The sequence below is a fragment of the Pseudomonas sp. S3(2024) genome (assembly GCF_036861315.1).
Lineage (GTDB): Bacteria > Pseudomonadota > Gammaproteobacteria > Pseudomonadales > Pseudomonadaceae > Aquipseudomonas > Aquipseudomonas putida_A.
Window position 1 is genome coordinate 1 of the sequence record NZ_JAZAQQ010000004.1, and the last position, 23,771, is coordinate 23,771.

Here is a 23,771-nt window from a genome sequence, read left to right on the forward strand (position 1 = left end):
TTTTCCTCTGACGTGACAACCCGATATCCCATGATGCTTCCTTAAATCGCCGCTCCTACATCATGGTCTAAAAAAATTCGACCACAACAGGCTCACTCCTACATTTGAAATGTGTTCCCCTGTAGGAGTGAGCCTGCTCGCGATAGCGGTTTCAGAGGCGCGGCATGCCTTAACGCTTGTTCAGGCCCCGCGCCAGACGATCTCCACCCAACTGAATCACCGCCACCAACGCCACCAGCAACACAATCACTGTCAGCATGATCTGGCTGTCGAAACGTTGATAACCGTAGCGGTAAGCGATATCGCCCAAACCGCCGGCACCAATCGCCCCGGCCATGGCTGACGAGTTGATCATGGTCACCAGCGTAATCGTGAACCCTCCAACGATCCCCGGCAGCGCTTCAGGCAACAGCACATGCCAGACGATGTGCCAGCGTCGGCAGCCCATGGCCTGCGCCGCCTCGATCAAGCCGTGATCGACCTCACGCAGACTCACTTCGGCAATCCGCGCAAAGAACGGCGTCGCGGCGATGGTCAGCGGCACCACCGCCGCCCACACACCGTACGTGGTGCCGACAATCAGTCGGGTAAATGGAATCAGCGCGACCATCAGAATCAGAAACGGGATCGAGCGGAACAGGTTGACGAACGCGCCCAGCGCCCGGTTGAGCAGCGGCGCCTGATAGATCCCGCCCTTGTCGCTGGTGACCAGAATCACCGCCATCGGGATCCCCACCAGCAACGCGATCAGCGACGACACGCCGACCATCAGGAAGGTGTCGATGAATCCCTGCAGCAAACGATCAAACCACATAACCCGATACCTCCACTCGTTGCGCCCACTGCCCGGCGCGCTCGCGCAATTGTTCGGCGCTCAGGGCCGAGCCGCTGACCGCCAGTAACAGTTGTCCCAGCGCATGCCCCTGAATCCGTTCGACGCCGCCCTGCAGCAACTTCACGCGTCCGCCGAGAGCGGCGAACAGCGCCGCCAGATCCGGCTCGTCGGCGGCGCCACCGGTGAACTGCAAACGCAGCACCACCGCCGCGCCCGGGGAGGGTGGCTGAGCATGCAGACGGCTTTGCAATTCTTCCGGCAGTGCGTGTTGCAGCGGCGCGAGCAATGTCTGGCTGACCTCGTGCTGCGGATTGCCGAACACTTCCCAGACCGGGCCTTGCTCAACGATCCGCCCGTGTTCCAGGACCACCACGCGGTCGCAGATTTCGCGGATCACCGCCATTTCGTGAGTGATCAGCACAATGGTCAGGCCCAGGCGCTGATTGATCTCGCGCAGCAGGCCGAGGATCGACTGAGTGGTCTCGGGATCGAGCGCCGAAGTGGCTTCGTCGCACAGCAGAATGTCCGGGTCATGCACCAATGCGCGGGCGATGCCGACACGCTGTTTCTGCCCGCCGGAGAGCTGCGCCGGGTAAGCCTTGTGCTTGGCTTGCAGGCCGACCAGTTCGAGCAGTTCACGCACCTTCTGCTCGCGTTGCGCCTTCGGTACGCCCGCGACTTTCAGCGGCAGTTCGACGTTCTGCCACACGGTCTTGGCCGACATCAGGTTGAAGTGCTGGAAGATCATGCCGATCCTTCGGCGCAGGGCGACCAGCCGGTCTTCATCGAACTCGCCGATGTCGACCTGATCGATCAGCACCCGCCCCGCAGTCGGTTGTTCCAGACGATTGATCGTGCGGATCAGCGACGACTTGCCGGCGCCGCTGCGCCCGATGATGCCGAACACCTCGCCGCGCTGGATCGCCAGATCGATGCCTTGCAGGGCCGCGACCGGGCCTTGCCGACCCGCGTAGGTTTTACCCAGGCCGATGAAGCGCACGTGGGCGCGATTCAGCTCGGGATGCAGTTCGGTTTTTTCAGCATTTTCTGGCTCTGGAATCTCCAGTCGCCGTTGGATCGCGGCCGTCATGTTCAGCTTTCCCAACCGGCCTGATACAGCTTGCCGTGAGCTTTATCCAGCGCGGCGCGAACGGCCGGCGAGTGCTGGTAGATGTCGACGAATTTGATTAGGCGCGGGTCGTCTTTGCTCTTGGGCTGGATGACGAACTGGATCACGTATTCCTTGTGGTCGAGACCGTCGAACAGCAGCGCCGAGCCGGCATCGAAGGTTTTCGCCAGACGGATGTAGGCCGGGTAGCCCTGGACCAGATCGGCGTCATCGTAGGCGCGCACCAGTTGCACGGCTTCGACTTGCAGGATCTTGATCTTCTTCGGGTTGGCGACGATGTCGTCTTCGGTGGCCTTGTAGCCGACCCCCGGTTTCAGGGTGATCAGACCAGCCTTGGCCAGCAGTTGCAGACCGCGACCGCTGTTGATCGGGTCGTTGGCGATGGCGACGCTGGCGCCTTCCGGCAACTCGTCGAAGCTTTTGTATTTTTTCGAATAGAGGCCGACGTTGTTGATGATCCCCGGGGCGAACGGCACCAGGTCAAAACCGGAGGCAGCCTTGGCGTTTTCGAGGAACGGGATGTGCTGGAAGTAATTCACATCGATGTCGCCGGCGGCGAGGCTGACGTTCGGTGCGATCCAGTCGGTGAACTCCACCAGTTCGACTTTCAGGCCTTGTTTGGAGGCCTCTTCGACGGCGGCTTCCAGTGGAATGGCGAAGGCGGCGGTGGTGCCGATTTTCAGTGGTGCATCGGCGGCGAACACCGCCGAACTGAACAGGCCGAAGGCCAGGGCCAGTGCTTTGACTGGGTGGGTCAGGAGTTTCTTGGTCATGGTGGTTTTTCCAGTCAGTGCATGAATTTTGTGGTGTCTGGTCGGGCCTCTTCGCGAGCAAGCCCGCTCCCACATTTTGGAATGCTTTCCCCCCTGTGGGAGCGGGCTTGCTCGCGAAGCTTTTAGCGGCGAAATGAAGACCCGATGTGTTGCTCAGGGAGTTGCGCCGCCCCGTGAAACAGCTTTTCGCGCAAACTGCCGCTGTCATACGCAGTCTTGTACGACCCACGCCGTTGCAGCTCCGGAATCACCAGCTCAATGAAATCGACATAGCTTTCCGGGGTAACGATGCGCGTGAGGTTGAAGCCGTCGAGCCCGGTTTCAGCGATCCACGATTCCAGTTCATCCGCGACTTGCTCAGGCGAGCCGACCACGGTGATATAGCGGCCACCGAGGGCGTGCTGATCGAGCAATTTGCGTCGGGTCCAGTCGTTGTTCTGCAGATTTTTGGTGGCGGACTGGATGGCATTGCTCTTGACGTACTGGATCGGTTCGTCGATTTCGTATTGGGAAAAATCGATCCCGGTGGAGGCCGAGAAATGCGCGACGCCGGCCTCGGCGCTGGCATAACTCAGGTACTCGGCGTGCTTGGCCCACGCGGCTGCTTCGGTCGCGCCGACGATCACGTTGAGGCCCATGAACACCTTGATGTCCTCGGGATTGCGTCCGGCTTCGACGGCGCTGGCGCGGACCTTGTCCACCTGCACTTTGGTCGACGGTTTGTTCTGGCCGCTGATGAACACGCATTCGGCATGACGCCCGGCGAACAGCAAACCGCGGTCCGAACTGCCGGCCTGGAACAGCACCGGTGTGCGCTGCGGCGACGGCTCGCAGAGGTGATAACCCTCGACTTGATAGAACTCGCCGTGGTGCTCGACCTTGTGCACCTTCTCCGGCTGCGCGTAGATGCGCTGCTCACGGTCATTGAGCACCGCGCCGTTTTCCCAACTGCCCTCCCAGAGTTTGTAGAGCACTTCGAGGTACTCGTCGGCCTGATCGTAGCGACGGTCATGCTCGACCTGTTCGCGCAGGCCCATGGCCTTGGCGGCGCTGTCGAGGTAACCGGTGACGATGTTCCAGCCGACCCGACCACGGCTCAGATGATCGAGCGACGACATGCGGCGGGCGAACAGATAGGGCGGCTCGTAAGTGAGGTTGGCGGTGAGGCCGAAGCCGAGGTTTTTCGTCACGGCGGCCATCGCTGACACCAGCAGCAGCGGGTCGTTGACCGGCAACTGGATCGACTCTTTGAGCGTGACGTCCACCGAGTTCTGGTAGACGTCGTACACGCCGACGATGTCGGCGATGAACAGTCCGTCGAACAAACCGCGCTCCAGCAACTGCGCCAGCTCGGTCCAGTACTCGATGGTGTTGTAGCGCGTCGACGTGTCGCGCGGATGCGTCCACAGACCGTGGTTGATGTGGCCGATGCAGTTCATGTTGAACGCGTTGAGCAGGATCTTCTTTTTCGCGGCGCTCATCAGATGGTCCCTCGCAGCGGAGGCTTTTCATCGTTGAGGTAGTAATTGCCCACCGCGTGATACTTCCAGCGCACCGGGTCGTGCAGGGTGTGCACCCGGGCGTTGCGCCAGTGACGGTCGAGGCCGTGCTCGATCAGGGTCGCCTGACTGCCGGCCAGTTCGAACAGCGTGCTGCCGGCGGCCAAGGAGATTTCGGTGCTGATCGCCCGTGCTTCGGCGACGGCAATCGAGGCGGCAGCGACGGTTTCGGCATTGGTCTCGGCCTGGGCCTTGTCGAGGAATTCGCCAGAGCGCTCAAGCAGCGCTTCGGTGGCGTGCAGGCGAATACTCAAGTGGCCGAAGCTCTTCAGGGTCAGCGGGTCTTCGGTGGCCTTGTCGTTACCGGAGTCGATCCATGGCCGGGTCTTGCTGCGCACGAAGTGCAGCGCATCTTCATAAGCGGCGCGAGCGATGCCGGTGTCGATGGCGGCGTGAAGGATCTGCGCCAGCGGGCCGACCGTGGTCGGACGCTCGAAAGCGCTCTGAAACGGTATTACGTCCTCGGCGGCAACGTAGACGTCTTCGAACACCACGGATCCGCTGCCGGTGGTGCGCTGACCGAAACCACTCCAGTCGTCGATGACCGTCAGGCCTTGGCTGTCACGCGGGACGAAGGCCAGTTGCTGCACGCCATTTTCATCGACCACGGAGGTCGGGATACGCTGCGCGTAGATCGCGCCGGTCGCGTAAAACTTGCGCCCGTTGATGCGATAGCCGTCGCCGTCACGCTTGAGGCTGGTGACGCGGTCGTGGGCGGTTTTGGTACCCAGTTCCGCCAGGGCATTGCCGAAACGTTGACCGGCCAGCACCTCGGCGTACAGCCGCTGTTTCTGCTCGTGGCTGCCGTTAACGCGCAGCACTTCGAGGGCGTAGAAATGGTTCTGCGGAATCTGTCCGAGGGAGCCGTCGGCCTGAGCGATCAGGGCGATGACTTTGGCCAGGGTCACGTTGGACACGCCGGCGCCGCCGTATTCCTTGGGCACGCTGATGCCCCACAGGCCAGAGCGGGAAAACACGTCGAGCTCCGGCAGTGGCAGGCGGCGTTCACGGTCGCGCACGGCACTGTCGCGTTTGAAATCTTCGGCCAGGTCGCTGGCGACGATCAGGGCTTGCTCATCGCTGGTGATGACCGCGACGGGGTGAGAATAAGTCATATGCTTCTCCAGATGTCTGGTCGTTAAATCCAGGAATGGCGAGCCGGTAGAGTGCCGTTGAGGCGATAGGCGCCGACCGCGTGATATTTCCAGCGCACCGGGTCGTGCAGGGTGTGCACCCGGGCGTTGCGCCAGTGGCGGTCGAGGTTGAATTCGGCGAGGGTCGCGCGGCTGCCGGCCAGTTCGAAGAGTTTTTCGCTGGCCTGCAGCGAGATCTCGGTGGTCAGCACTTTGGCCTCGGCCACCGCAATTGAAGCGCGGGCGGCGGACTCGGCGGTCAGCGGCGCGGCATGGACTTGGTCGAGCACTTTGCCGGCCTTGCGCAACAGTGCTTCAGCCGCGTGCAGTTCGATTTTCAGTTTGCCGATGTCGGCGATCACGTAGAGGTCATCGCTGGCGCGTTCGACCTTGGCGTCGATCCAGGGCCGCGCGCGGGTTTTGACGAATTCAATGGCATCGTCGATGGCGCCACGGGCAATGCCGGCGTCGATGGCCGCCTGAATCAGCTGCGACACGGCGCCTTGAGTGTTTGGCTTCTCGTTGATTTTCCAGTTATCGACGACCAGGCTCGACTCTACGCGCACGTTGTTCAGCAGAATCGTGCCGCTGGCGGTGGTGCGCTGACCGAAGCCCGACCAGTCATCAACGATGCGCAGGCCCGGGGTGCCACGGCGGACGAAGGCCAGCACTTGTTTGCCGTCGTCATTGAGCGCCTTGACCGCCACCCAGTGCGCGAACAGCGCGCCGGTGGAATAAAACTTCTGGCCGTTGATCACGTAGTCATCGCCGTCGGCGGTGATGCGGGCTTTCAATTCCAGGGTATTTTTGGTTCCGCGCTCAGGACCCGCATTGCCGATGCGCCAACCTTCCAGAACACTCTGGAACAGCTGTTTTTTCTGCGCTTCGGTGGCGCTGCCGAGTACCAGGTTGATGATGCCGAACTGGTTCTGCGGGATCTGTCCCAGCGCCGGATCGGCCGCGGAAATGATTGCGAACACTTCGGCCAATGTGACGAATGAAACTTGTGGGCCACCGTATTCGCGCGGGATGGCAATGCTGCCGAGGCCGCTGCGGGTGAACTGTTCGATTTCCGACCACGGCAGCTTGCGCTGACGATCACGTTTGGCGGCCTGCGCGCGGGCGACTTGCGCCAGTTCGTGGGCAGCCTTGATGGCTTGGGCGTCGTTGCGCAAGACCTGCGCGGGCAACAACAACGGGGCGATGTCCAGATCAGACTGGAGATTTGCGTCTGCCAGACTGGACATCAGTGCCGCTCCTTGGCTGCACGCAATGCCCTGGCGATCTGCACTGGGGTGATTGTGTTCCGGACCATACTACCTACCTCACATCTCATGAAAAACGCCGCAAAAGTGCGGCGAACGAAAGAATGTCCGGTGGTCCGGTTCATATACCCTAAGCGTGTATAAATATTAAATAAACTAACTTTTAGGAATATGTATAGAAGGGGCGGTGGTCGGGTTGGTTAACAGTCTCTCAGCCGTGGCAATACAACCTGTGGTGAGGGGATTCATCCCCGACAGGCCGCGCAGCGGCCTTTTCTGAGTCATAAAAAACGGGATTGCTTCGCAGTCCATCGGGGCGGTGCGACGTTTCGCTAAATCACCCACTACAAAGCCCCATGAGCACAGGAATGCGGCATCAATCCTTGGTCGATTCAGCAGCCTTCAGCGCTTGGCGCAGCGGCACCTTCAGATAAGGATTCACGCAACCGATCTTCAGCGTCCGGGGCGGCGCCCAGCGTGAGTTGTTGCCCACCCAGTCGATGACGCAGTAGGTCACGTCCAGACGCAGATCCTCACCCCCCTCGACGATCACTGCCGGTGGCACCCAGACCTGAATCGGCAGGCCAACATCGGCAGCGGTGATCCGGGCCAGGTCCATACGCACGTCGCCCCAGCGCAAGGTGATGGCGTCGTCCTCGGCCATGTTCAGGTAGGGTTCGATGGTCAGTGGCACACCGCGTTTGATCTGATTGGGATTCACGCCCTGGCGGCGAATGGTGTCGGGCAGCGAGACGGGTGCCAGTTGCTGATTCTCGTCACCGCAGAGTGGCGAAGGCTGGCCGCCAGGGCAGTCGAGCTTGACCTGCACCCGCGTGGCCGCCGACAACGCCGGCCCCTGACCGACTTGCATCACTCGATAGTGAATCCGTGCGGTGCCACTGGCGATAAAGCTTTCCGGCACCCGCAGGCTGATCGAGGCGCCGACATCTTCGCTGGTCAAGACTCGCGAGGCGACGTAGCAGTTGTTCCAGAACAGTTCGATTAGATCACCGGCGTCCATGCCGGGGTAGGGCAGGACATCGATCAGCAAATGCGCGGCAGCGGCCAGATTGATGGCGTTGTTGGATGCGGACGCCAGATTCGGCGCTGCCAGTTCGGGGGCGTGCGAAGTGCGGGTCATCGGGTTCTCTCCTTGAAGTCTTGCGGCGAAGTCCGTTTCTTGAAACAACAAAAGGCGTGATGAATCGGTAATACAACCGTGAACTTTGTTCGGGCTGAGTAAGCGTTGATTCAACTAATTGGTGCCGGTTGGCGACTAGATAAGAGCGTGCCGGAAAGAGTGTCAATAGAGTGCCTTAGTTAATCTGTGAATTACCGATTAATCAGAAGCGTCCTACGCTGATGAGGCATCCTGCCTAGCGGTGATGGCGAATGGAACTACGGTTTTTCGCGAGTTTCGCGATTTTTGTGCCGGTCGATTTAGATCATTTCACAGGCACGAAAGCGCGCCGCAGATTACTTGTATCTGTTGCAGAACATATATGTATTGTTTTGACAGGTTTAAGCTGGAGGGATTTGGAAGTTTTCAGGCGCGGTAAGTAAAACTTCCGTCCATGGAAGTTAATGACTCAAGGCAATAAGTATCTCAGGCGTGATTCAGGAACTTGCTGAGAAACTGTCTGGTGCGTTCTTCTTTCGGGTTGGCAAACAACGCCTTGGCTTCGCCTTGCTCGACGATCACGCCCTTGTCGAAAAACACCACACGGTTAGCCACGTCGCGGGCGAAACCCATTTCGTGGGTGACGATGACCATGGTGCGTTTTTCTTCAGCGAGACCGCGAATGGTCGCCAGTACTTCGCCCACCAGTTCCGGGTCGAGGGCCGAAGTCGGCTCGTCGAACAGGATCACTTCCGGCTCCATCGCCAGCGCCCGGGCAATCGCCACGCGCTGTTGCTGACCACCGGACAGACGACGCGGATACGCATCTTCCTTGCCGGCCAGACCGACCTTGGCCAGCAGCTTCATGCCCAGGGCAACGGCTTGCTCGCGCGGCATCTTCTTGACCACGATCGGCCCTTCGATGACGTTTTCCAGTGCGGTGCGGTGGGGGAACAGGTTGAAGTTCTGGAACACGAAACCCACGTGCTGGCGCAGGTTGCGCACCAGACTCTGCTGCTGGCTCAGCGGGCGGCGGGTATCAATCTCGATATCGCCGACCTTGATCCGGCCGCTGGTGGGTTCCTCAAGGAAATTCAGGCAGCGCAGGAACGTGGTCTTGCCCGAACCGCTGGGGCCGATGATGGCCACGACCTCGCCTTCCTTCACCTCAAGATCGATGCCCTTGAGCACCTCTTGACCCTTGAACTGCTTTGTCAGTTTTTCCACGACAATCATGGGGTCAGGACTCCTGGTCGTGCCGATTGGCCCGCTCTTCCAACTTGTTCTGCAGGTGCGACAGCACCGTGGCCAGAATCCAGTAGATCAGCGCGGCGGCAAGATACATGGTGAAGACTTCGAAAGTCCGGGCGGTAATCAGTTGCGCCTGGCGGAACAGTTCCGGCACCTGAATGGTGGCGGCCAGTGCCGTGTCCTTGACCAGCGAAATGAAGCTGTTGCCCAGCGGCGGCAGGGCCGTGCGCATCGCTTGCGGCAGGATGGCCCGGCGCAAGGTCTGCGCACGGGTCATGCCGATGCTCGCAGCGGCTTCCCACTGGCCGCGCTCGATCGAACCGATCGCGGCCCGCAGGATTTCACAGGCATAAGCGGCCATGTTCAGCGAGAAGCCGATCAGCGCCGCTGGGAGCGGATCCAGTTCCAGACCCAATTGCGGCAAGCCGTAATAGATCACGAACAGTTGCACCAGCAACGGCGTGCCGCGAAAGAACGACACGTAGATGCGGGCAATCCAGCTCACCAGTTTGAAGCGCGACAGGCGCATCAAGGCCAGGCCGAAGCCCAGCAGCAAGCCGAAGAACATGCCGCCCAGACTGAGGATGACCGTGTAATACGCGCCCTTGAGCAGAAAGGGCGCGGAGTCCAGTGCGAGTTGGAAAGCTTCTTCCATTATTTGGTGACGTCAGCGTTGAAGTATTTCTTCGACAGCTTCTCAAGGGTACCGTCGGCACGCAGTTCGTCGAGAGCCTTGTTCACCGCAGCCAGCAGTTCAGGCTCGCCTTTGCGCAGGGCGATACCGGATTCCTGACGGGAGAACGCTTCACCGGCAGCCACGGTTTTCGGGGCTTTCTTGGCGTATTCAAGGGCAGCCAGACGGTCGATCAGGATGGCGTCGGTGCGGCCGTTGTTCAGGTCGGCGAACTTGGTCGGATCATCGTCGTAGGTACGCACGTCAGCGCCCGGCACGTTGGCGCGGACCCACTGTTCGTAGTTGGTGCCCAGGCCGACACCGACTTTCTTGCCGGACAGGTCGGCGGCAGTCTTGATGTTCAACTTGGCTTCCTTGTCCTTCAGCACCAGCGCCTGAATCCCGGATACGGTGTACGGCTCGGAGAAGTCATACTTCTTCTTGCGTTCGTCGGAGATGGTCACCTGGTTGACCACGACGTCGAGACGTTTGGATTCCAGCGCAGCGAGGATACCGTCCCACTTGGTTGGCTGAATCTTGGCTTTGACGCCGAGTTTCTGCGCCAGGGCTTCGGAGAGTTCGACTTCGAAACCGGACAGTTTGCCGTTCTCGTCAACGAAGCTGAACGGTGGGTAAGTGCCTTCCAGGCCGACGTTGATAACGCCTTTGTCCTTGATCTGTTGCAGCTGCTCACCGGCGGTTGCCTGGCCGATCAGGCCGGCGCTCAGTGCAAGGCCCAGCGAACCTACCAGCAGAGTGCGACGTAGTGCGGAAAAATTCATGACAAGCCCCTGTGTTTTCTTATGGAAGACGCTTAAGGAAAGTTGGCGAATCCGGGAATTGAACGACTGCGTTATCGTGCCCTAAAGCAGCTTATGCGTCTTGCCCGAAATTCGCCTGCGGCGAGACTATAAGATGTCTGCTTTAGACTTGAAAATACTTAATATCTAATTTGATATTCATATATGGAATATGAGGCCTTGACCTGTGGCGAGGGAGCTTGCTCCCGCCTGACTGCGCAGCAGTCGCAATACCTGCCGCCAGTGTTCAACTGAAAATGGGGAAGCAAGTTTGGGGGCGCTGCGCGCCCCAGCGGGAGCAAGCTCCCTCGCCACAAAGGCGCTTCAACCGCTCAGAGCGTCCTTGTAGGCAAACAACGCCGGCGCCCCACCGGTATGCAGGAAGATGATCGGGCCCTCGTCGAAACGCTGGCGGCCGATCCCGTCGAGCAGGCCGGCCATGGCCTTGCCGGTGTATACCGGGTCGAGCAGCACCGCGTCCTGACTGGCCAACAGTTTCACCGCCGCCAGTGTCCCGGCATTCGGTTCGCCGTAACGCGGGCCGAAGTATTCGTCCCACAACTCGACCTTGAAGTTCACTGGTAATTTCACACCCAGCAGCTCCGCCGTGCGTTCGGCCAGACCCTGCACTTTCGGGCGTTGGTCTTCTTCACTGCGCGATACCGTTACGCCGATCACTGGCAATTTCGGCAGTGCTTCGCTCAAGGCCAATGCCAGACCGCTGTGGGTCCCGGCGCTGCCCGAGGCCAGCACCACGGCGGCGAAATTCAGGCCGGTGTCCTTGATCTGTTCCGCCAGTTCCAGACCGGCACGTACGTAGCCCAATGCACCGAGGGCATTCGAGCCACCGATCGGCACCAGATACGGTTTCTTGCCATTGCTGCGCAGGCGCACGGCGAGTGCGGCCAGTTGTTCGTCGGCGTTGTCGAGGTTGTCCACCAACTCGACCTTGGTGTCGAACAGATCGAGCAGCAGGCGGTTGCCGTTGCCGGTGTAGTTGCTGTCGTCGGTGCCGAGCGGATTTTCCAGCAACGCCACGCAACCCAGGCCGAGTTTGGCCGCCAGCGCGGCGGTCTGGCGCACGTGGTTCGATTGCAGGGCGCCGGCGGTGATCAGCGTGTCGGCGCCCTGGGCGAGGGCGTCGGCGGCGAGGTATTCGAGTTTGCGCAGCTTGTTGCCGCCCATGGCCAGCGGCGTCAGGTCATCGCGTTTGATGTACACATCGCGGCCCAGCCAGGCGGACAGGCGTTCGAGTTTTTCCAGTGGCGTGGGTTGGCCGAGCAGGTCGAGACGGTTAAAGCGATCCAGCTGTTGTTTGATCATGAGCCCGTACTGGCGGAGGAAGATGACAGGACTATAGGCAGGCCGTTTTAGCGGGGCAACCGTGAATTGCTTATAGCCAAATGTGCTTAGACCAGCACTATCGGTTCTTAATTCGCCCTCGCCGGCATGCCGTAAAGTAATCGCCGTTGACGCGGCCAGACCGTCCGGCCGCCCGTGAGGAGTCTTTACCGTGAGCGAGCGTTCCAGCCATTGGCAATTGCAGACCATCGTCAGCCAACTGCGTACCGCGCGGGATCAGTGGCGTACCCAGAATGGCCGGGCCAGCGGCGAGCAGGGTGGCCGTGAGTTACCGTCTCGCGCCGCGATGGCCGAGATTCTCGAGGCGCTGTGTGGTGCGTTGTTCCCGATGCGGCTGGGGCCGGTGGATCTGCGTGAGGAAAGTGAGGACTTCTATGTCGGCCACACCCTCGATACCTCATTGAATGCCTTGCTGGCGCAGGCGCGGCTGGAGTTGCGTTATGTCGCGCGGCACAGCGCTCAAGGCGATGCCGACGTCGAAGCTCAGGCGATCCGTATCATTCAGGATTTCGCCCTGGCCTTGCCGGGCCTGCGCAGCCTGCTCGATACCGACGTGCTGGCCGCCTATCACGGCGATCCGGCGGCGCGCAGCGTCGATGAAGTGTTGCTGTGCTATCCGGGGATTCTGGCGGTGATTCACCATCGTCTGGCGCACCATTTGTATCGCGCCGGGCTGCCGTTACTCGCGCGGATCAGTTCGGAGATTGCGCATTCGGCCACCGGTATCGATATCCACCCGGGCGCGCAGATCGGCCGCAGTTTCTTCATCGACCACGGTACGGGTGTGGTGATCGGCGAGACCGCGATCATCGGCGAGCGTGTGCGGATCTATCAGGCCGTGACTCTGGGCGCCAAGCGCTTCCCGGCGGATGAAGACGGGCAGTTGCAGAAGGGCCATCCACGCCATCCGATTGTCGAGGACGACGTGGTGATTTATGCCGGCGCGACGATTCTGGGACGGATCACTATCGGCCAAGGGTCGACCATCGGCGGTAATGTGTGGCTGACGCGCAGCGTGCCGGCAGGGAGCAACCTGACTCAGGCCAATCTGCAGCATGATGATGGGACGCAGAAGTAAGTTCCTGAATCTGCGTTGCCGCGTCAGGCCTCTTCGCGAGCAGGCTCGCTCCCACACTGGAATGCGTTTCAAATGTGGGAGCGAGCCTGCTCGCGAATGGTTTTTTGGGTCAGATCGAGATAATGGCATTCAGCCAATTCTCCATTGAACGAATCCCCTCAAACCCACGTCATACCCCTCCTTGGGCTATTGTAGGAAAACTACCGCCTGGCCCTGCGATTAGTCCTTACCACCCTATCCATGTTTAACTTGAACGTTCATTCAAGTTAAACCGGTGGTTCGCTGCCCGCTCACAACAGGAGGCTTGCCTTTGCTGAGTCCGATCATTTCAGCCACGTTTCAACCCCTCGAGGTGCACGTTTCATGAGTGCATCGTCTACCCCCGCCAGCGGTCTGGTGCGCATGAATCCGCCGGTGTTCTACTTCGCCGCGACGGTGATTCTGCTGTTTGGTCTGGTTGTCATCGCCATGCCGGAGCAGGCAGGAGCCTGGTTGCTGGCTGCGCAAAACTGGGCGGCCAACACGGTCGGCTGGTACTACATGCTCGCGATGACGCTGTATCTGGTCTTCGTGGTGGTCACCGCGTTATCGGGCTACGGCAAGATCAAACTCGGTGCCGACCACGACGAACCCGAGTTCAGTTACCTGTCCTGGGCCGGCATGCTGTTTGCCGCCGGGATCAGCATCACGCTGTTTTTCTTTTGCGTATCCGAGCCACTGACGCACCTGGCCCAACCGCCGCAAGGCGAGGCCGGCACCGCCGATGCGGCGCGGCAGGCGATGCAGATTCTGTTTCTGCACTGGGGCCTGCACGGCTGGGGCGTGTTCGCCTTCGTCGGCATGGCGCTGGCCTATTTCGCCTACCGGCATAACCTGCCGCTGGCCTTGCGTTCGGCGCTGTACCCGCTGATCGGCAAGCGCATCAACGGCCCTATCGGCTACGCGGTGGACGGCTTCGGCATCATCGCCACGGTGTTCGGTCTGGGTGCCGACATGGGCTTCGGCGTATTGCACCTCAACTCCGGTCTCGACTACCTGTTCGGCATCGCTCACACCCAATGGATTCAGGTCGGCCTGATCACGCTGATGATGGGCGCGGCGATCATTGTCGCCGTGTCGGGTGTGGACAAGGGCGTGCGGGTGATGTCCGACATCAACATGCTGCTGGCCTGTGCGCTGCTGCTGTTCGTGTTGTTCGCAGGCCCCACCCAGCACCTGCTCAACACGCTGATCCAGAACCTCGGCGATTACCTCGGCGCGTTGCCGATGAAGAGTTTCGACCTCTACGCTTACGACAAACCAAGCGACTGGCTCGGCGGCTGGACGGTGTTCTACTGGGCCTGGTGGATCGCATGGTCGCCGTTCGTGGGCCTGTTCATCGCGCGGATTTCCCGTGGCCGCACCATCCGCGAATTCGTCTTCGGCGTGCTGCTGATTCCGCTCGGTTTCACCCTGGCGTGGATGTCGATTTTCGGCAACAGTGCGATCGATCAGGTGCTCAATCACGGCATGTCGGCGCTGGGCATGTCGGCCCTCGACAATCCGTCGATGAGCCTTTATCTGCTACTGGAAACCTACCCGTGGAGCAAGACTGTCATCGCGGTGACGGTGTTCATCAGCTTCGTGTTTTTCGTCACTTCCGCCGACTCCGGCACCGTGGTGCTGTCGACGTTGTCGGCCAAAGGCGGCAACCCGGACGAAGACGGGCCGAAATGGCTGCGAGTGTTCTGGGGCGCGATGACCGCGTTGATCACCAGCGCGTTGCTGTTCTCCGGCAGCATCGATGCGCTGAAATCGGCGGTGGTACTGACCTCGCTGCCGTTCTCGATGATTTTGCTGCTGATGATGTGGGGCCTGCACAAGGCGTTCTATCTGGAGTCGCAGAAGCAGATCGCGCAACTGCATTCGCTGGCACCGGTCTCCGGTTCGCGGCGAGGCACGGGCGGCTGGCGCCAACGTCTCAGTCAGGCGGTGCACTTCCCGTCACGCGACGAGGTGTACCGCTTCATGGACACCACGGTGCGCCCGGCGATTGAAGAAGTGACGGCGGTATTTGTCGAGAAGGGTCTGAACGTGGTCACCCAGCCGGACCCGGCGCACGACAACATCAGCCTGGAAATCGGCCACGGTGAGCAGCATCCGTTCATCTACCAGGTGCAGATGCGCGGCTATTTCACGCCGTCGTTTGCTCGGGGTGGCATGGGGTCCAAGCAACTCAACAACCGCCGCTACTACCGCGCTGAAGTGCACTTGAGCGAGGGCAGTCAGGACTACGATCTGGTCGGCTACACCAAGGAACAGATCATCAACGACATCCTCGACCAGTACGAACGCCACATGCAGTTCCTGCATCTGGTGCGTTGATCGGCAATTGAGCGCCGGGACGTTTCACGATTCGGCGCTCAGCACCATGAACAACACCATCGCCGCCATCGGCACCCCGAACACCGCACTGCCCACCGCGATCTCCGAACCCAGCGGCTGCCTGGCATGCACCACCCCCACCGCACCATTGATCACCGTCAACGCCAGCCACAGCGCGGCGAAGCTGTAGGCCAGGGTCTGCCGGCTGAAGCCAATGCGCTCGCCGATGTAGAGCATCAGGGCCAGCAGGACCAGGCCGAAGAAGATGATGATTGCGGTGTGCATAGGCGTGCCTGCGGGTTATGCGGTGCTTGATCGGACGCCTTCGCGGGTAAGCCCGCTCCCACAGTGATCTCGGTCATTCACAGATTCTGCGTACAACCAAGATCCTGTGGGAGCGGGCTTGCTCGCGAAAGGGCCACCTCGGTGTCATTTAGAGCATAGACAAGTCAGCCCACAACCATACGAGCCAACCCTTCTCGATCGACATATTTCGCGACTCATTCAAATGTATCTGGACGAGAAGGCCCTTTCTCGCTGGACCGCGTCTGCCGTTGGTCGAACCAATAATCGGGTGTTTGTTCACTCAGCTAATATTTATCCGAGTGTGTATTGTGTGTATCAATCGGTTGTCCACGCCCTAGAGTGACCAGCTCTTGCTGTCGAAAAGGGCGAAGGAAATGCGTAGTCGGGAAATGATCAGGATGATCGAGGAGGATGGTTGGTATCTGGTTGCAGTGAAGGGTAGTCACCATCAGTACAAGCATCCGCGCAAGCCGGGTCGGGTGACGATCAAGCATCCGGATTCAGACCTTCCCAAAGGGACGATCAACAGCATTTTGAAACAGGCGGGGTTGAAATGAAGCCCGTTATTGGAAGTGAAAGTCCTGTTATGGACACGTCAGAGGAAGGATTCACGTTTATGAAATTCCCGGTCGTTTTGCACAAGGATGCCGACTCGGACTACGGAGTGATTGTCCCGGATGTACCGGGGTGCTTCTCCGCAGGGAGCACGGTAGCCGAAGCTTTTGAAAACACTCAGGAGGCTCTGGCCCTGCACTATGAGGGGCTGGTGGCTGATGGTGCACCGTTGCCTCGAGTTCAGGATATTGATGCACATCTCGACAACCCGGATTACGCGGGTGGAATCTGGGGTGTTGTCGACTTTGATATCACGCCCTATTTCGGCAAGTCGGTACGCTTCAACGCCACGCTGCCCGAGCAACTGCTGGAGCGTATTGATCAAACAGTCCGGCGTGATCAACGCTACAGTTCCCGCTCCGGATTTCTGGCCGCAGCTGCGTTACGCGAATTGTCGGCATGACGAACAACCTGTAGGGGCTGCCGCAGGCATGTATGTCAGGTGCTCTCTCGCTCGATCACGTTGCACTGCAACAGATTCAGCCGCTGCACATCATCGCTCGGCAACACCCCAAGGCTTTCCAATACCCGCGTTGCCGCCAGTACGCCAATCTCCAGTGCCGGGGGTTTGATCGTGCTCAGGCTCGGCAACAGCATCTCGGCGAACGGGTAATCGCCGAAGCCGAGCACGGCGCAGTCTTCGGGGATCTTGATGCCGGCGCGTTGCCCGGCGAGCAAGCCGCCGGCGGCGAGGTTGTCGTTGGCGAAGATGATCGCGTCGGGGCGCGGGGAGGCGTTCATCAGCGCTTCCATCGCTTGCTTGCCGGCTTCGAACGGCGCGCGGTCGGCGTCCGGGGCGAACACCCACGGTTGCAGTCCGAACTCGCGCACGGTGGCGGCGTAACCGTCGCGACGTTCGAGGGCACTGAGGTCACCAGGGGCGCTGTTCTGCACAAAGGCGATACGGCGATAGCCTTTGTCGTGCAGATAACGCGCAGCGGTCACGCCGACTTCATAGTGCGAAAAGCCGATCTGCATCGGCTCGCGATCCGGCTGGTAATCCCAGGTTTCGATCACCGGAACGTCCGCTTCGGCGATCATCTTTTCGGTGCCCGCACTGTGGAAGTGGCTGGTCAGCACCAGCGCTGCCGGCGACCAGCCGAGAAACGCGCGCACGGCGTTTTCTTCCTGTTCGGTACTGAAGTAACTCGACGCCAGCAGCAGCTGATAACCGTGGCGGCTGAGGGTGTCGCTGAAGCCCTGAATGGTGTTGGCAAAGATCGGCCCGGAGATGTTCGGAATCACCATGCCGACGATTTTCCCTCGCGCCGAGGCCAGGCCGCCGGCCACCAGATTCGGCACATAACCCAGCTCGGCAACTACTGCTGCAATGCGCTCGCGGCGCTCCGGCGAGACCGATTCCGGCTGATTGAAATAGCGCGACACGGTAATCGCCGACACACCCGCCTCGCGCGCTACCGCATTGAGGGTCACGCGTCCGGCGCCACGGCGTTTGCGGGGCTTTTCCTGGCTCAAGGCTTGATCCTTCTTAAAAACCAAAAAGAATATAAAAGTAATTTTTCAGTATTGGACGCTCTATGCCGAGCTTGCCAATACTGGCGATGTTAGCGCTAACAAAGCGCATTGTCTGCTACTCGCTCGAGCGAATGCCAAAGACACCGATTCAGGCGTTGTCGTCGTAGAACGGCAGCGGTTCAGGGCCAATTTCGAGCGGGCAACCATGCACAACATTCCTGGGGCGACACACAAACTGGCGCAGTCGATTCGCGCCGCTGGCTGGATCTTTACCGGGCTGGCGGCGTTGCCGCTGCCCACGGCTTTCGCCGCCGACAGCAGCGAACAAGAGCCGACCCTCAAGTCCGTCACAGTCACCGCCACCCGCCGTGAAGAGTCGCTGCAGAAGGTGCCGGTGGCAGTCTCGGTGATCGACGGCGAACAACTGGAACGCGACAACCGCAACGGCGTGGCGAGCATCGTCCAGCAAGTGCCGTCGCTGAATTTCCGTACCGGTGCGTCGAACAAGGACACCTCGTTGTTTGTGCGAGGCGTCGGCACGATTTCCACTTCGCCCGGCGTCGAGCCAACAGTGGCCACGGTGATCGATGGCGTGGTCTATGCGCGTCCCGGCCAATCCACTCTCGACTTGCTGGATCTGGAGCGCGTCGAAGTGCTGCGCGGCCCGCAGGGCACGCTGTTCGGCAAGAACGCCTCGGCTGGTGTGCTCAACATCACCAGCAAGGCGCCGACCAACGAGACCCACGGTTACATCGACCAGTCGTACTACAGCGGCAATGAAAGCCGCACCCGCTTCGGCATTGGCGGCAGCCTGATTCCGGACACGCTCAAGGGGTCGATCAGCACCCTGTTCGGCACTTACGACGGCAACGTCGATAACAAGCACAACGGCCAGGAAGTCAACGGCTACAACCATCGCGGGGTGCGCGGCAAACTCGAATTTACTCCGAACGATGACGTCACCTTCACCCTGATCGCCGACTACATGCAGTCCCACGACGACGGTCCCAACGGCGTCGTCAGCAAGTCGTTGACCCCGGCCTTCGCCAACGCGCTGAGCCCGGTCTATGCGAGCAACCACAACCGCGACATCAACACCGATACCCGCAGCCATGTCGAGGACACCAACAAGGGCCTGTCCGGCCAGCTCGACTGGCAACTGGGCGATTACACACTGACCTCGATCACCGCGTGGCGCGGCTGGGACAACACCCAGTATCAGGACGGCGATCGGCTGAGCACGATCACTGCAGCGTTCCCCGGCACCGCCGACAAGGGCGAGCTGGCCTTCGACCAGTACTCGCAGGAGCTGCGCCTGGCCTCGCCGAAAGGTGAGTTCCTTGAATACGTTGGCGGCCTGTTCTACATGCACGGCAAGGATGACGAGACCTATCAGCGCACCTTGACCACCACCACACGCACCGACCGTGGCGTCGCCGATTACAGCACCACCAGCGACAGCTACGCCGCGTTCGGCGAAGCCACGCTGAACTTCACCTCGGACTTGCGTGGCATCGCCGGCCTGCGCTACACCCACGATGATCTTGAATACGATCACCGTCGCGTCTCGACCTCGGCGACCACGGTCAGTGGTATTCAACCTGCAACCAGCAGTTCCGGTTCGGTAGACGAGGACGGCTGGTCCGGTCGGCTAGGTGTGCAGTACGACCTCAGCGATGCGGTCACCACGTATCTGACCTATTCGCGTGGCTACAAAGGCCCGGCGTACAACGTGTTCTTCAACATGCAGCCGCGTGACACCGAAGCGCTGAAACCGGAGACCTCGAACACCTGGGAGGCGGGCATCAAAGCGACGAGCTGGAACAATCGGCTGACCACCAACCTTGCGGTGTTCCACAGCGATTACGACAACTACCAGGCGAACTTTTTCGACACCGTCGCCGGGCAAGTGGTGACGCGCCTGATCAACGCCGGCAGTGTCAGCACCGAAGGCGTCGAACTCGATTACGCCTTGCAGGCGACCCAGCAACTGAAGTTCTCCGGGGCGCTGGCCTACACCCGCGCGCGCATCGACCAATTCAGCTGCCCGGCGGGCGCTGCAGCCTCGTGCAACGTCAATGGCAAGCCACTGCCGTTCAGCCCCGACTGGAAAAGCTACGTGCGCGCCGACTACAGCATCCCGCTGGACAACGGCCTCGATATCGAGCTCGGCACCGACTACAGCTGGCAGAGCGAAGTGCAGTACGACATTAGCCAGAACGCCGACACCAAACAGGGTGCCTATGGCATCTGGAACGCCAGCGTCGCGCTCGCCGACTACAGCAACGGCTGGCGCGTGGCGCTGCTGGGCAAGAATCTCGCCGACAAGTCCTACTCACCGTTGCTGGCCAGCGGCGGCAGCTACATCTACCGCGCCGTGCCACGGGATGACGAGCGCTACTTCGGCGTGCAACTGCGCAAGGATTTCTGAGATGAGCAGACAGCTGAAACTTGGCGCCTTTCTCATGGCCACCGGGCACCACGTCGCCGCGTGGCGGCACCCGCAGGTACCGGCGAATGCCGGTCTGGATTTCGCCCACTACAAGCGTCTGGCGCAGATTGCCGAGGCGGCGAAGTTCGACACGCTGTTCGTCGCCGACAGTGTGGCCGCGCCGACGCAGGACATCGCCAGCCGCATGGCGCGCTCCGATCACTTCGAACCGCTGACCTTGCTCTCGGCTCTGAGCGCGGTGACCGAGCGCATCGGCCTGATCGCCACGGCGACCACCAGCTACAACGAGCCGTATCACGTGGCGCGCAAATTCGCTTCGCTCGATCATCTGTCGGGTGGCCGCGCCGGGTGGAATCTGGTGACCTCGGACAACGCCGCCGAGGCACTGAATTTTGGTCGCGACGAACACATCGGCCACGCCGAACGCTACAGCCGTGCCCGCGAGTTTCATCAGGTGGTCACCGGGCTGTGGGACAGTTGGGAGGACGATGCCTTTGTCCGCGACAAGGCAAGTGGCGCGTATTACGACCCGTCGAAGCTGCACGTGCTGGATCACGTCGGTGAGCATTTTCGGGTGAAAGGCCCGCTGAACGTGGCGCGCTCGCCGCAGGGGCAACCGGTGATTGTGCAGGCGGGTTCATCGGAGACCGGGCGTGAGCTGGCGGCACAGACCGCTGAGGTGGTGTTCACCGCGCAGACTTCGCTGGCCGGCGCACAGGCGTTCTACGCCGACCTCAAGGGCCGCCTGGCCAAGTACGGACGCAGTGCCGATTCGCTGAAAATCATGCCCGGGGTGTTTGTTGTCGTCGGGCAGACAGAAGCCGAAGCGCAGGAAAAATGTGAAACGTTTCAGCAATTGGTCGAGCCGGAGGTTGGCGTGGCGTTGCTTGGGCGTATGCTGGGCAACTTCGACTTGTCGAAGTACCCGCTGGACGGCCCGCTACCGGATTTGCCGCTGACCGACAGCGGCCAGCAGAGCCGGCAGAAATTGCTGACGGAACTGGCGGGGCGGGAGAATCTGACCCTCGCCGAATTGGGCCGCAGGATTGCCGGCGGACGAGGGCATTACAGTCTGGTCGGCACACCGGCGCAGATCGCTGATCGCTTGCAGGAGTGGTTCGAACAGGGCGCGGCGGATGGCTTCAACGTGCTGGTGCCGCACCTGCCGGGCGGGCTCGAAGACTTCGCCCACGGCGTGGTGCCGGAACTGCAACGGCGTGGGCTGTTCAGAACCGAGTATGAGGGCCGGACCTTGCGCGAAAACCTGGGGCTTGCCCGACCCATAAACAAATTTGTGTAAAGACTTTTGTGGCGAGGGAGCTTGCTCCCGCTGGTCTGCGAAGCAGGCCTAAAACCTGCAATCGCATTCAGCCAGGCATACCGCGCTGGATGGGTTTGCGGTTGCTGCGCAACCGAGCGGGAGCAAGCTCCCTCGCCACAGGTTTGGGATTCACCCTCAATTTGCTGTCAATCAAACAAGAGAGGATTCGATGACTTACACCGCTGCCGAAAACCGCTACGACTCCATTCCTTACCGCCGCGTCGGCCGCAGCGGTCTGGTGCTGCCGGCGCTGTCGCTGGGCTTGTGGCACAACTTCGGCGACAGCACGCCGATCGACACCCAGCGCGCCCTGCTGCGCACCGCGTTCGACCTGGGCATCAACCACTTCGACCTGGCCAACAATTACGGCCCGCCGTACGGCAGCGCCGAGATCAATTTCGGTCGCCTGCTGCGCGAAGACTTCAAGCAGTACCGCGATGAACTGATCATTTCAAGCAAGGCCGGTTGGGACATGTGGCCCGGCCCGTACGGCCAGGGCGGCGGCTCGCGCAAATACGTGCTGGCCAGTCTCGACCAGAGCCTGCAGCGCCTCGGTCTGGACTATGTGGATATCTTCTATTCGCACCGCTTCGACCCGGACACCCCGCTGGAAGAAACCGCCAGCGCCCTCGCCACTGCCGTGCAACAGGGCAAGGCGCTGTACATCGGCATTTCGTCGTACTCCGGGGTGAAAACCCGCGAGATCGCTGCGCTGCTCAAGGAATGGAAACTGCCGCTGCTGATTCATCAACCGGCGTACAACCTGCTCAATCGCTGGGTCGAAAAAGACCTGCTCGACACCACCGAAGAACTCGGCACTGGCGTGATCGCCTTCACCCCGCTGGCGCAAGGTCTGCTGACCGACAAGTACCTCAACGGCGTGCCGGCGGATGCGCGGGTCAACCGCCCAGGTGGCGGTTCGCTGCAGGCTTCGCACTTGTCCGAGGCCAACATTGCCCACGTGCGCGCGTTGAACGAGATCGCCAAACGTCGCGGCCAGAGCCTGGCGCAACTGGCACTGGCCTGGACCCTGCGTGATCCACGGGTGACCTCGGCGCTGATCGGCGCGAGCCGGCCGGAGCAGATCATCGAGAACGTCGGGGCGTTGAAGAATCTGAGTTTCAGTGCTGAGGAACTGGCGGAGATCGACCGGTTTGCCCAAGAGGGCGGGATCAATCTGTGGGAGAAGCCGTCGACTGCTGAATAATTGTCAGGCGCTGGTTGACCTGGCGCCTGCATTGACGCCTTCGCGAGCAAGCCCGCTCCCACAGTTAATCGCGTTCTTCCCTGAAGAAACACGATCAAACTGTGGGAGCGGGCTTGCTCGCGAAGGGGCCTTTGAAAACAACACAGCAATCAGGCCTTATTTGAAGAACGGCACATCCCCCAACACCGTAGCCCGCTGCATCACCCGTCGTGCCGGACGGTAATCATCCACCGCGTAATGTTGGGTCACGCGGTTGTCCCAGAAGGCAATATCGTCCTGCTGCCAGCGCCAGCGAATGGTGAATTCCGGCCGCGTTGCATGAGCGAACAGGAATTTCAGAATCGCTTCGCTCTCGGTTTCCGACAGCTCGTTAATCTTCGAGGTAAAGCCTTCGTTGACGAACAACGAACGGCGTCCGCTCACCGGGTGAGTGCGGATTACCGGGTGCGACAGCGGCGGATTCTTGCGCCTTGCTTCTTCCCACTGCGCCAGGGCTTGCGGCGTATTGCCGTAGCGTTCCAGCGGAAACGAACGGGTGAAATCGTGAGTCGCGGTCAGCCCTTCGAGCAGCTTTTTCATCGGTGCCGACAGTGCTTCATACGCGGCAATCCCGCTGGCCCACAACGTATCGCCGCCGAACTCTGGCAGCAGTTTGGCGCTGAGCACCGCGCCCATCGCCGGCGTTGGCAGGAAGGTCACGTCGGTGTGCCAGATCGCGTTGTCACGGACATCGGTGACCGCGGTGTCGAGGATCAGCACTTCGGGCTGCTCCGGCACGTTCGGGTAGATCGGGTGAATGTGCAGGTCGCCGAAGTACGCGGCGAAACGTGCCTGTTGCGAAGGCTCGATCGGCTGGTTGCGGAAGAACAGCACCTGATACTTGAGCAGCGCCTGCTCGATGGCGTCGCGCTGTTCCAGGTTCAACGGCTGGCTGACGTCGACGCCGCTGATCTGCGCGCCGAGAGCCGAGCTTAATGGGGTGATGGTCAGGCTGCTCATGGTCTTTCTCTTCGAATTCGGGGTGTCATGCTTTTGTGGGAGCGAGCCTGCTC

21 protein-coding genes are annotated in these 23,771 nt (G+C 60.7%); 7 read left to right on the forward strand and 14 right to left on the reverse strand.

All coding sequences use genetic code 11. The annotated features are described in order from the left end of the window. Nucleotides 1-169: 169 nt before the first annotated feature. The 11 genes from VLA07_RS11750 to VLA07_RS11800 form a co-directional block, all read right to left on the reverse strand. Entirely contained in the window at nucleotides 170-814 is a 645-nt protein-coding gene (locus VLA07_RS11750; protein WP_027611182.1) for a methionine ABC transporter permease, read from the reverse strand. Beyond that, complete coding sequence (locus tag VLA07_RS11755; protein WP_333989295.1) at nucleotides 804-1,925, reverse strand: methionine ABC transporter ATP-binding protein; 1,122 nt, start codon at nucleotides 1,923-1,925, stop codon at nucleotides 804-806. The genes VLA07_RS11750 and VLA07_RS11755 overlap by 11 nt, the downstream gene beginning before the upstream one ends. A 2-nt stretch (nucleotides 1,926-1,927) precedes the next feature. After that, nucleotides 1,928-2,737 (reverse strand): MetQ/NlpA family ABC transporter substrate-binding protein, encoded by an 810-nt coding sequence (locus VLA07_RS11760; RefSeq protein ID WP_333989296.1) that lies wholly within the window; start codon nucleotides 2,735-2,737, stop codon nucleotides 1,928-1,930. A gap of 122 nt (nucleotides 2,738-2,859) precedes the next feature. Beyond that, on the reverse strand, nucleotides 2,860-4,218 hold the full coding sequence (locus tag VLA07_RS11765; protein WP_333989297.1) for an LLM class flavin-dependent oxidoreductase: 1,359 nt from the start codon (nucleotides 4,216-4,218) through the stop codon (nucleotides 2,860-2,862). Next, nucleotides 4,218-5,411, reverse strand: coding sequence for an SfnB family sulfur acquisition oxidoreductase (locus VLA07_RS11770; protein WP_183784553.1), 1,194 nt, complete (start codon nucleotides 5,409-5,411; stop codon nucleotides 4,218-4,220). The genes VLA07_RS11765 and VLA07_RS11770 overlap by 1 nt, the downstream gene beginning before the upstream one ends. A gap of 23 nt (nucleotides 5,412-5,434) precedes the next feature. Further along, on the reverse strand, nucleotides 5,435-6,676 hold the full coding sequence (locus tag VLA07_RS11775) for an SfnB family sulfur acquisition oxidoreductase (RefSeq protein ID WP_097086876.1): 1,242 nt from the start codon (nucleotides 6,674-6,676) through the stop codon (nucleotides 5,435-5,437). Between the two features lie 394 nt (nucleotides 6,677-7,070). Next, nucleotides 7,071-7,835 carry a hypothetical protein gene (locus VLA07_RS11780; RefSeq protein WP_097086878.1) on the reverse strand — a complete coding sequence of 255 codons (765 nt, stop codon included), beginning with the start codon at nucleotides 7,833-7,835 and terminating at the stop codon, nucleotides 7,071-7,073. 465 nt (nucleotides 7,836-8,300) lie between these two features. After that, nucleotides 8,301-9,050, reverse strand: a complete 750-nt coding sequence (gene tcyN / locus VLA07_RS11785) for an L-cystine ABC transporter ATP-binding protein TcyN (RefSeq protein ID WP_095137897.1) — start codon at nucleotides 9,048-9,050, stop codon at nucleotides 8,301-8,303. A 4-nt stretch (nucleotides 9,051-9,054) separates the two neighbouring features. Then, nucleotides 9,055-9,720 carry a cystine ABC transporter permease gene (tcyL, locus tag VLA07_RS11790; protein ID WP_003220607.1) on the reverse strand — a complete coding sequence of 222 codons (666 nt, stop codon included), beginning with the start codon at nucleotides 9,718-9,720 and terminating at the stop codon, nucleotides 9,055-9,057. Then, nucleotides 9,720-10,520 (reverse strand): cystine ABC transporter substrate-binding protein, encoded by an 801-nt coding sequence (tcyJ, locus tag VLA07_RS11795; RefSeq protein WP_086794003.1) that lies wholly within the window; start codon nucleotides 10,518-10,520, stop codon nucleotides 9,720-9,722. The genes tcyL and tcyJ overlap by 1 nt, the downstream gene beginning before the upstream one ends. 342 nt (nucleotides 10,521-10,862) lie before the next feature. Further along, nucleotides 10,863-11,861, reverse strand: coding sequence for a D-cysteine desulfhydrase (locus VLA07_RS11800; protein ID WP_330206718.1), 999 nt, complete (start codon nucleotides 11,859-11,861; stop codon nucleotides 10,863-10,865). Between the two features lie 190 nt (nucleotides 11,862-12,051). Between VLA07_RS11800 and epsC the strand changes: the two genes are divergently transcribed. After that, nucleotides 12,052-12,978, forward strand: a complete 927-nt coding sequence (gene epsC, locus VLA07_RS11805) for a serine O-acetyltransferase EpsC (RefSeq protein ID WP_027611192.1) — start codon at nucleotides 12,052-12,054, stop codon at nucleotides 12,976-12,978. A gap of 402 nt (nucleotides 12,979-13,380) precedes the next feature. Continuing rightward, nucleotides 13,381-15,342: a choline transporter BetT gene (betT, locus tag VLA07_RS11810; protein ID WP_166496387.1), complete on the forward strand. Its 1,962-nt coding sequence runs from the start codon at nucleotides 13,381-13,383 to the stop codon at nucleotides 15,340-15,342. A 24-nt stretch (nucleotides 15,343-15,366) separates the two neighbouring features. Here betT and VLA07_RS11815 read toward each other — a convergent pair whose 3' ends face one another. Further along, a complete protein-coding gene (locus tag VLA07_RS11815; protein ID WP_097086885.1) occupies nucleotides 15,367-15,627 on the reverse strand; it encodes a hypothetical protein in 261 nt (86 codons plus the stop codon). A 395-nt stretch (nucleotides 15,628-16,022) separates the two neighbouring features. On the opposite strand from VLA07_RS11815, the gene VLA07_RS11820 reads away from it, so the two are divergent. Further along, nucleotides 16,023-16,205, forward strand: coding sequence for a type II toxin-antitoxin system HicA family toxin (locus VLA07_RS11820; RefSeq protein WP_027611194.1), 183 nt, complete (start codon nucleotides 16,023-16,025; stop codon nucleotides 16,203-16,205). A 59-nt stretch (nucleotides 16,206-16,264) separates the two neighbouring features. Next, entirely contained in the window at nucleotides 16,265-16,666 is a 402-nt protein-coding gene (locus VLA07_RS11825; protein WP_003220616.1) for a type II toxin-antitoxin system HicB family antitoxin, read from the forward strand. A gap of 35 nt (nucleotides 16,667-16,701) precedes the next feature. Here VLA07_RS11825 and VLA07_RS11830 read toward each other — a convergent pair whose 3' ends face one another. Then, the gene (locus VLA07_RS11830; RefSeq protein ID WP_097086887.1) at nucleotides 16,702-17,739 is read right to left on the reverse strand and encodes a LacI family DNA-binding transcriptional regulator; all 1,038 of its coding nucleotides are present in this window, start codon (nucleotides 17,737-17,739) and stop codon (nucleotides 16,702-16,704) included. Nucleotides 17,740-17,944: 205 nt separating this feature from the next. Between VLA07_RS11830 and VLA07_RS11835 the strand changes: the two genes are divergently transcribed. From VLA07_RS11835 to mgrA, 3 genes are all read left to right on the forward strand, one after another. Beyond that, complete coding sequence (locus VLA07_RS11835) at nucleotides 17,945-20,170, forward strand: TonB-dependent receptor (protein WP_333989298.1); 2,226 nt, start codon at nucleotides 17,945-17,947, stop codon at nucleotides 20,168-20,170. Between the two features lies 1 nt (nucleotide 20,171). Continuing rightward, a complete protein-coding gene (locus VLA07_RS11840) occupies nucleotides 20,172-21,491 on the forward strand; it encodes an LLM class flavin-dependent oxidoreductase (RefSeq protein ID WP_333989299.1) in 1,320 nt (439 codons plus the stop codon). Between the two features lie 190 nt (nucleotides 21,492-21,681). Continuing rightward, nucleotides 21,682-22,719: an L-glyceraldehyde 3-phosphate reductase gene (mgrA, locus tag VLA07_RS11845; protein WP_285373159.1), complete on the forward strand. Its 1,038-nt coding sequence runs from the start codon at nucleotides 21,682-21,684 to the stop codon at nucleotides 22,717-22,719. A 156-nt stretch (nucleotides 22,720-22,875) separates the two neighbouring features. Here mgrA and tauD read toward each other — a convergent pair whose 3' ends face one another. Beyond that, nucleotides 22,876-23,718: a taurine dioxygenase gene (gene tauD / locus VLA07_RS11850; protein WP_115988447.1), complete on the reverse strand. Its 843-nt coding sequence runs from the start codon at nucleotides 23,716-23,718 to the stop codon at nucleotides 22,876-22,878. Between the last annotated feature and the right edge of the window lie 53 nt (nucleotides 23,719-23,771).

What these genes read in the sequence shown, in the direction of transcription:
- VLA07_RS11750 (WP_027611182.1), bottom strand. Translation starts at nt 814, where the DNA reads ATGTGGTTTGATCGTTTGCTGCAGGGATTCATCGACACCTTCCTGATG.
- VLA07_RS11755 (WP_333989295.1), bottom strand. Translation starts at nt 1,925, where the DNA reads ATGACGGCCGCGATCCAACGGCGACTGGAGATTCCAGAGCCAGAAAAT.
- VLA07_RS11760 (WP_333989296.1), bottom strand. Translation starts at nt 2,737, where the DNA reads ATGACCAAGAAACTCCTGACCCACCCAGTCAAAGCACTGGCCCTGGCC.
- VLA07_RS11765 (WP_333989297.1), bottom strand. Translation starts at nt 4,218, where the DNA reads ATGAGCGCCGCGAAAAAGAAGATCCTGCTCAACGCGTTCAACATGAAC.
- VLA07_RS11770 (WP_183784553.1), bottom strand. Translation starts at nt 5,411, where the DNA reads ATGACTTATTCTCACCCCGTCGCGGTCATCACCAGCGATGAGCAAGCC.
- VLA07_RS11775 (WP_097086876.1), bottom strand. Translation starts at nt 6,676, where the DNA reads ATGTCCAGTCTGGCAGACGCAAATCTCCAGTCTGATCTGGACATCGCC.
- VLA07_RS11780 (WP_097086878.1), bottom strand. Translation starts at nt 7,835, where the DNA reads ATGACCCGCACTTCGCACGCCCCCGAACTGGCAGCGCCGAATCTGGCG.
- tcyN (WP_095137897.1), bottom strand. Translation starts at nt 9,050, where the DNA reads ATGATTGTCGTGGAAAAACTGACAAAGCAGTTCAAGGGTCAAGAGGTG.
- tcyL (WP_003220607.1), bottom strand. Translation starts at nt 9,720, where the DNA reads ATGGAAGAAGCTTTCCAACTCGCACTGGACTCCGCGCCCTTTCTGCTC.
- tcyJ (WP_086794003.1), bottom strand. Translation starts at nt 10,520, where the DNA reads ATGAATTTTTCCGCACTACGTCGCACTCTGCTGGTAGGTTCGCTGGGC.
- VLA07_RS11800 (WP_330206718.1), bottom strand. Translation starts at nt 11,861, where the DNA reads ATGATCAAACAACAGCTGGATCGCTTTAACCGTCTCGACCTGCTCGGC.
- betT (WP_166496387.1), top strand. Translation starts at nt 13,381, where the DNA reads ATGAATCCGCCGGTGTTCTACTTCGCCGCGACGGTGATTCTGCTGTTT.
- VLA07_RS11815 (WP_097086885.1), bottom strand. Translation starts at nt 15,627, where the DNA reads ATGCACACCGCAATCATCATCTTCTTCGGCCTGGTCCTGCTGGCCCTG.
- VLA07_RS11820 (WP_027611194.1), top strand. Translation starts at nt 16,023, where the DNA reads ATGCGTAGTCGGGAAATGATCAGGATGATCGAGGAGGATGGTTGGTAT.
- VLA07_RS11825 (WP_003220616.1), top strand. Translation starts at nt 16,265, where the DNA reads ATGAAATTCCCGGTCGTTTTGCACAAGGATGCCGACTCGGACTACGGA.
- VLA07_RS11835 (WP_333989298.1), top strand. Translation starts at nt 17,945, where the DNA reads ATGCACAACATTCCTGGGGCGACACACAAACTGGCGCAGTCGATTCGC.
- VLA07_RS11840 (WP_333989299.1), top strand. Translation starts at nt 20,172, where the DNA reads ATGAGCAGACAGCTGAAACTTGGCGCCTTTCTCATGGCCACCGGGCAC.
- mgrA (WP_285373159.1), top strand. Translation starts at nt 21,682, where the DNA reads ATGACTTACACCGCTGCCGAAAACCGCTACGACTCCATTCCTTACCGC.
- tauD (WP_115988447.1), bottom strand. Translation starts at nt 23,718, where the DNA reads ATGAGCAGCCTGACCATCACCCCATTAAGCTCGGCTCTCGGCGCGCAG.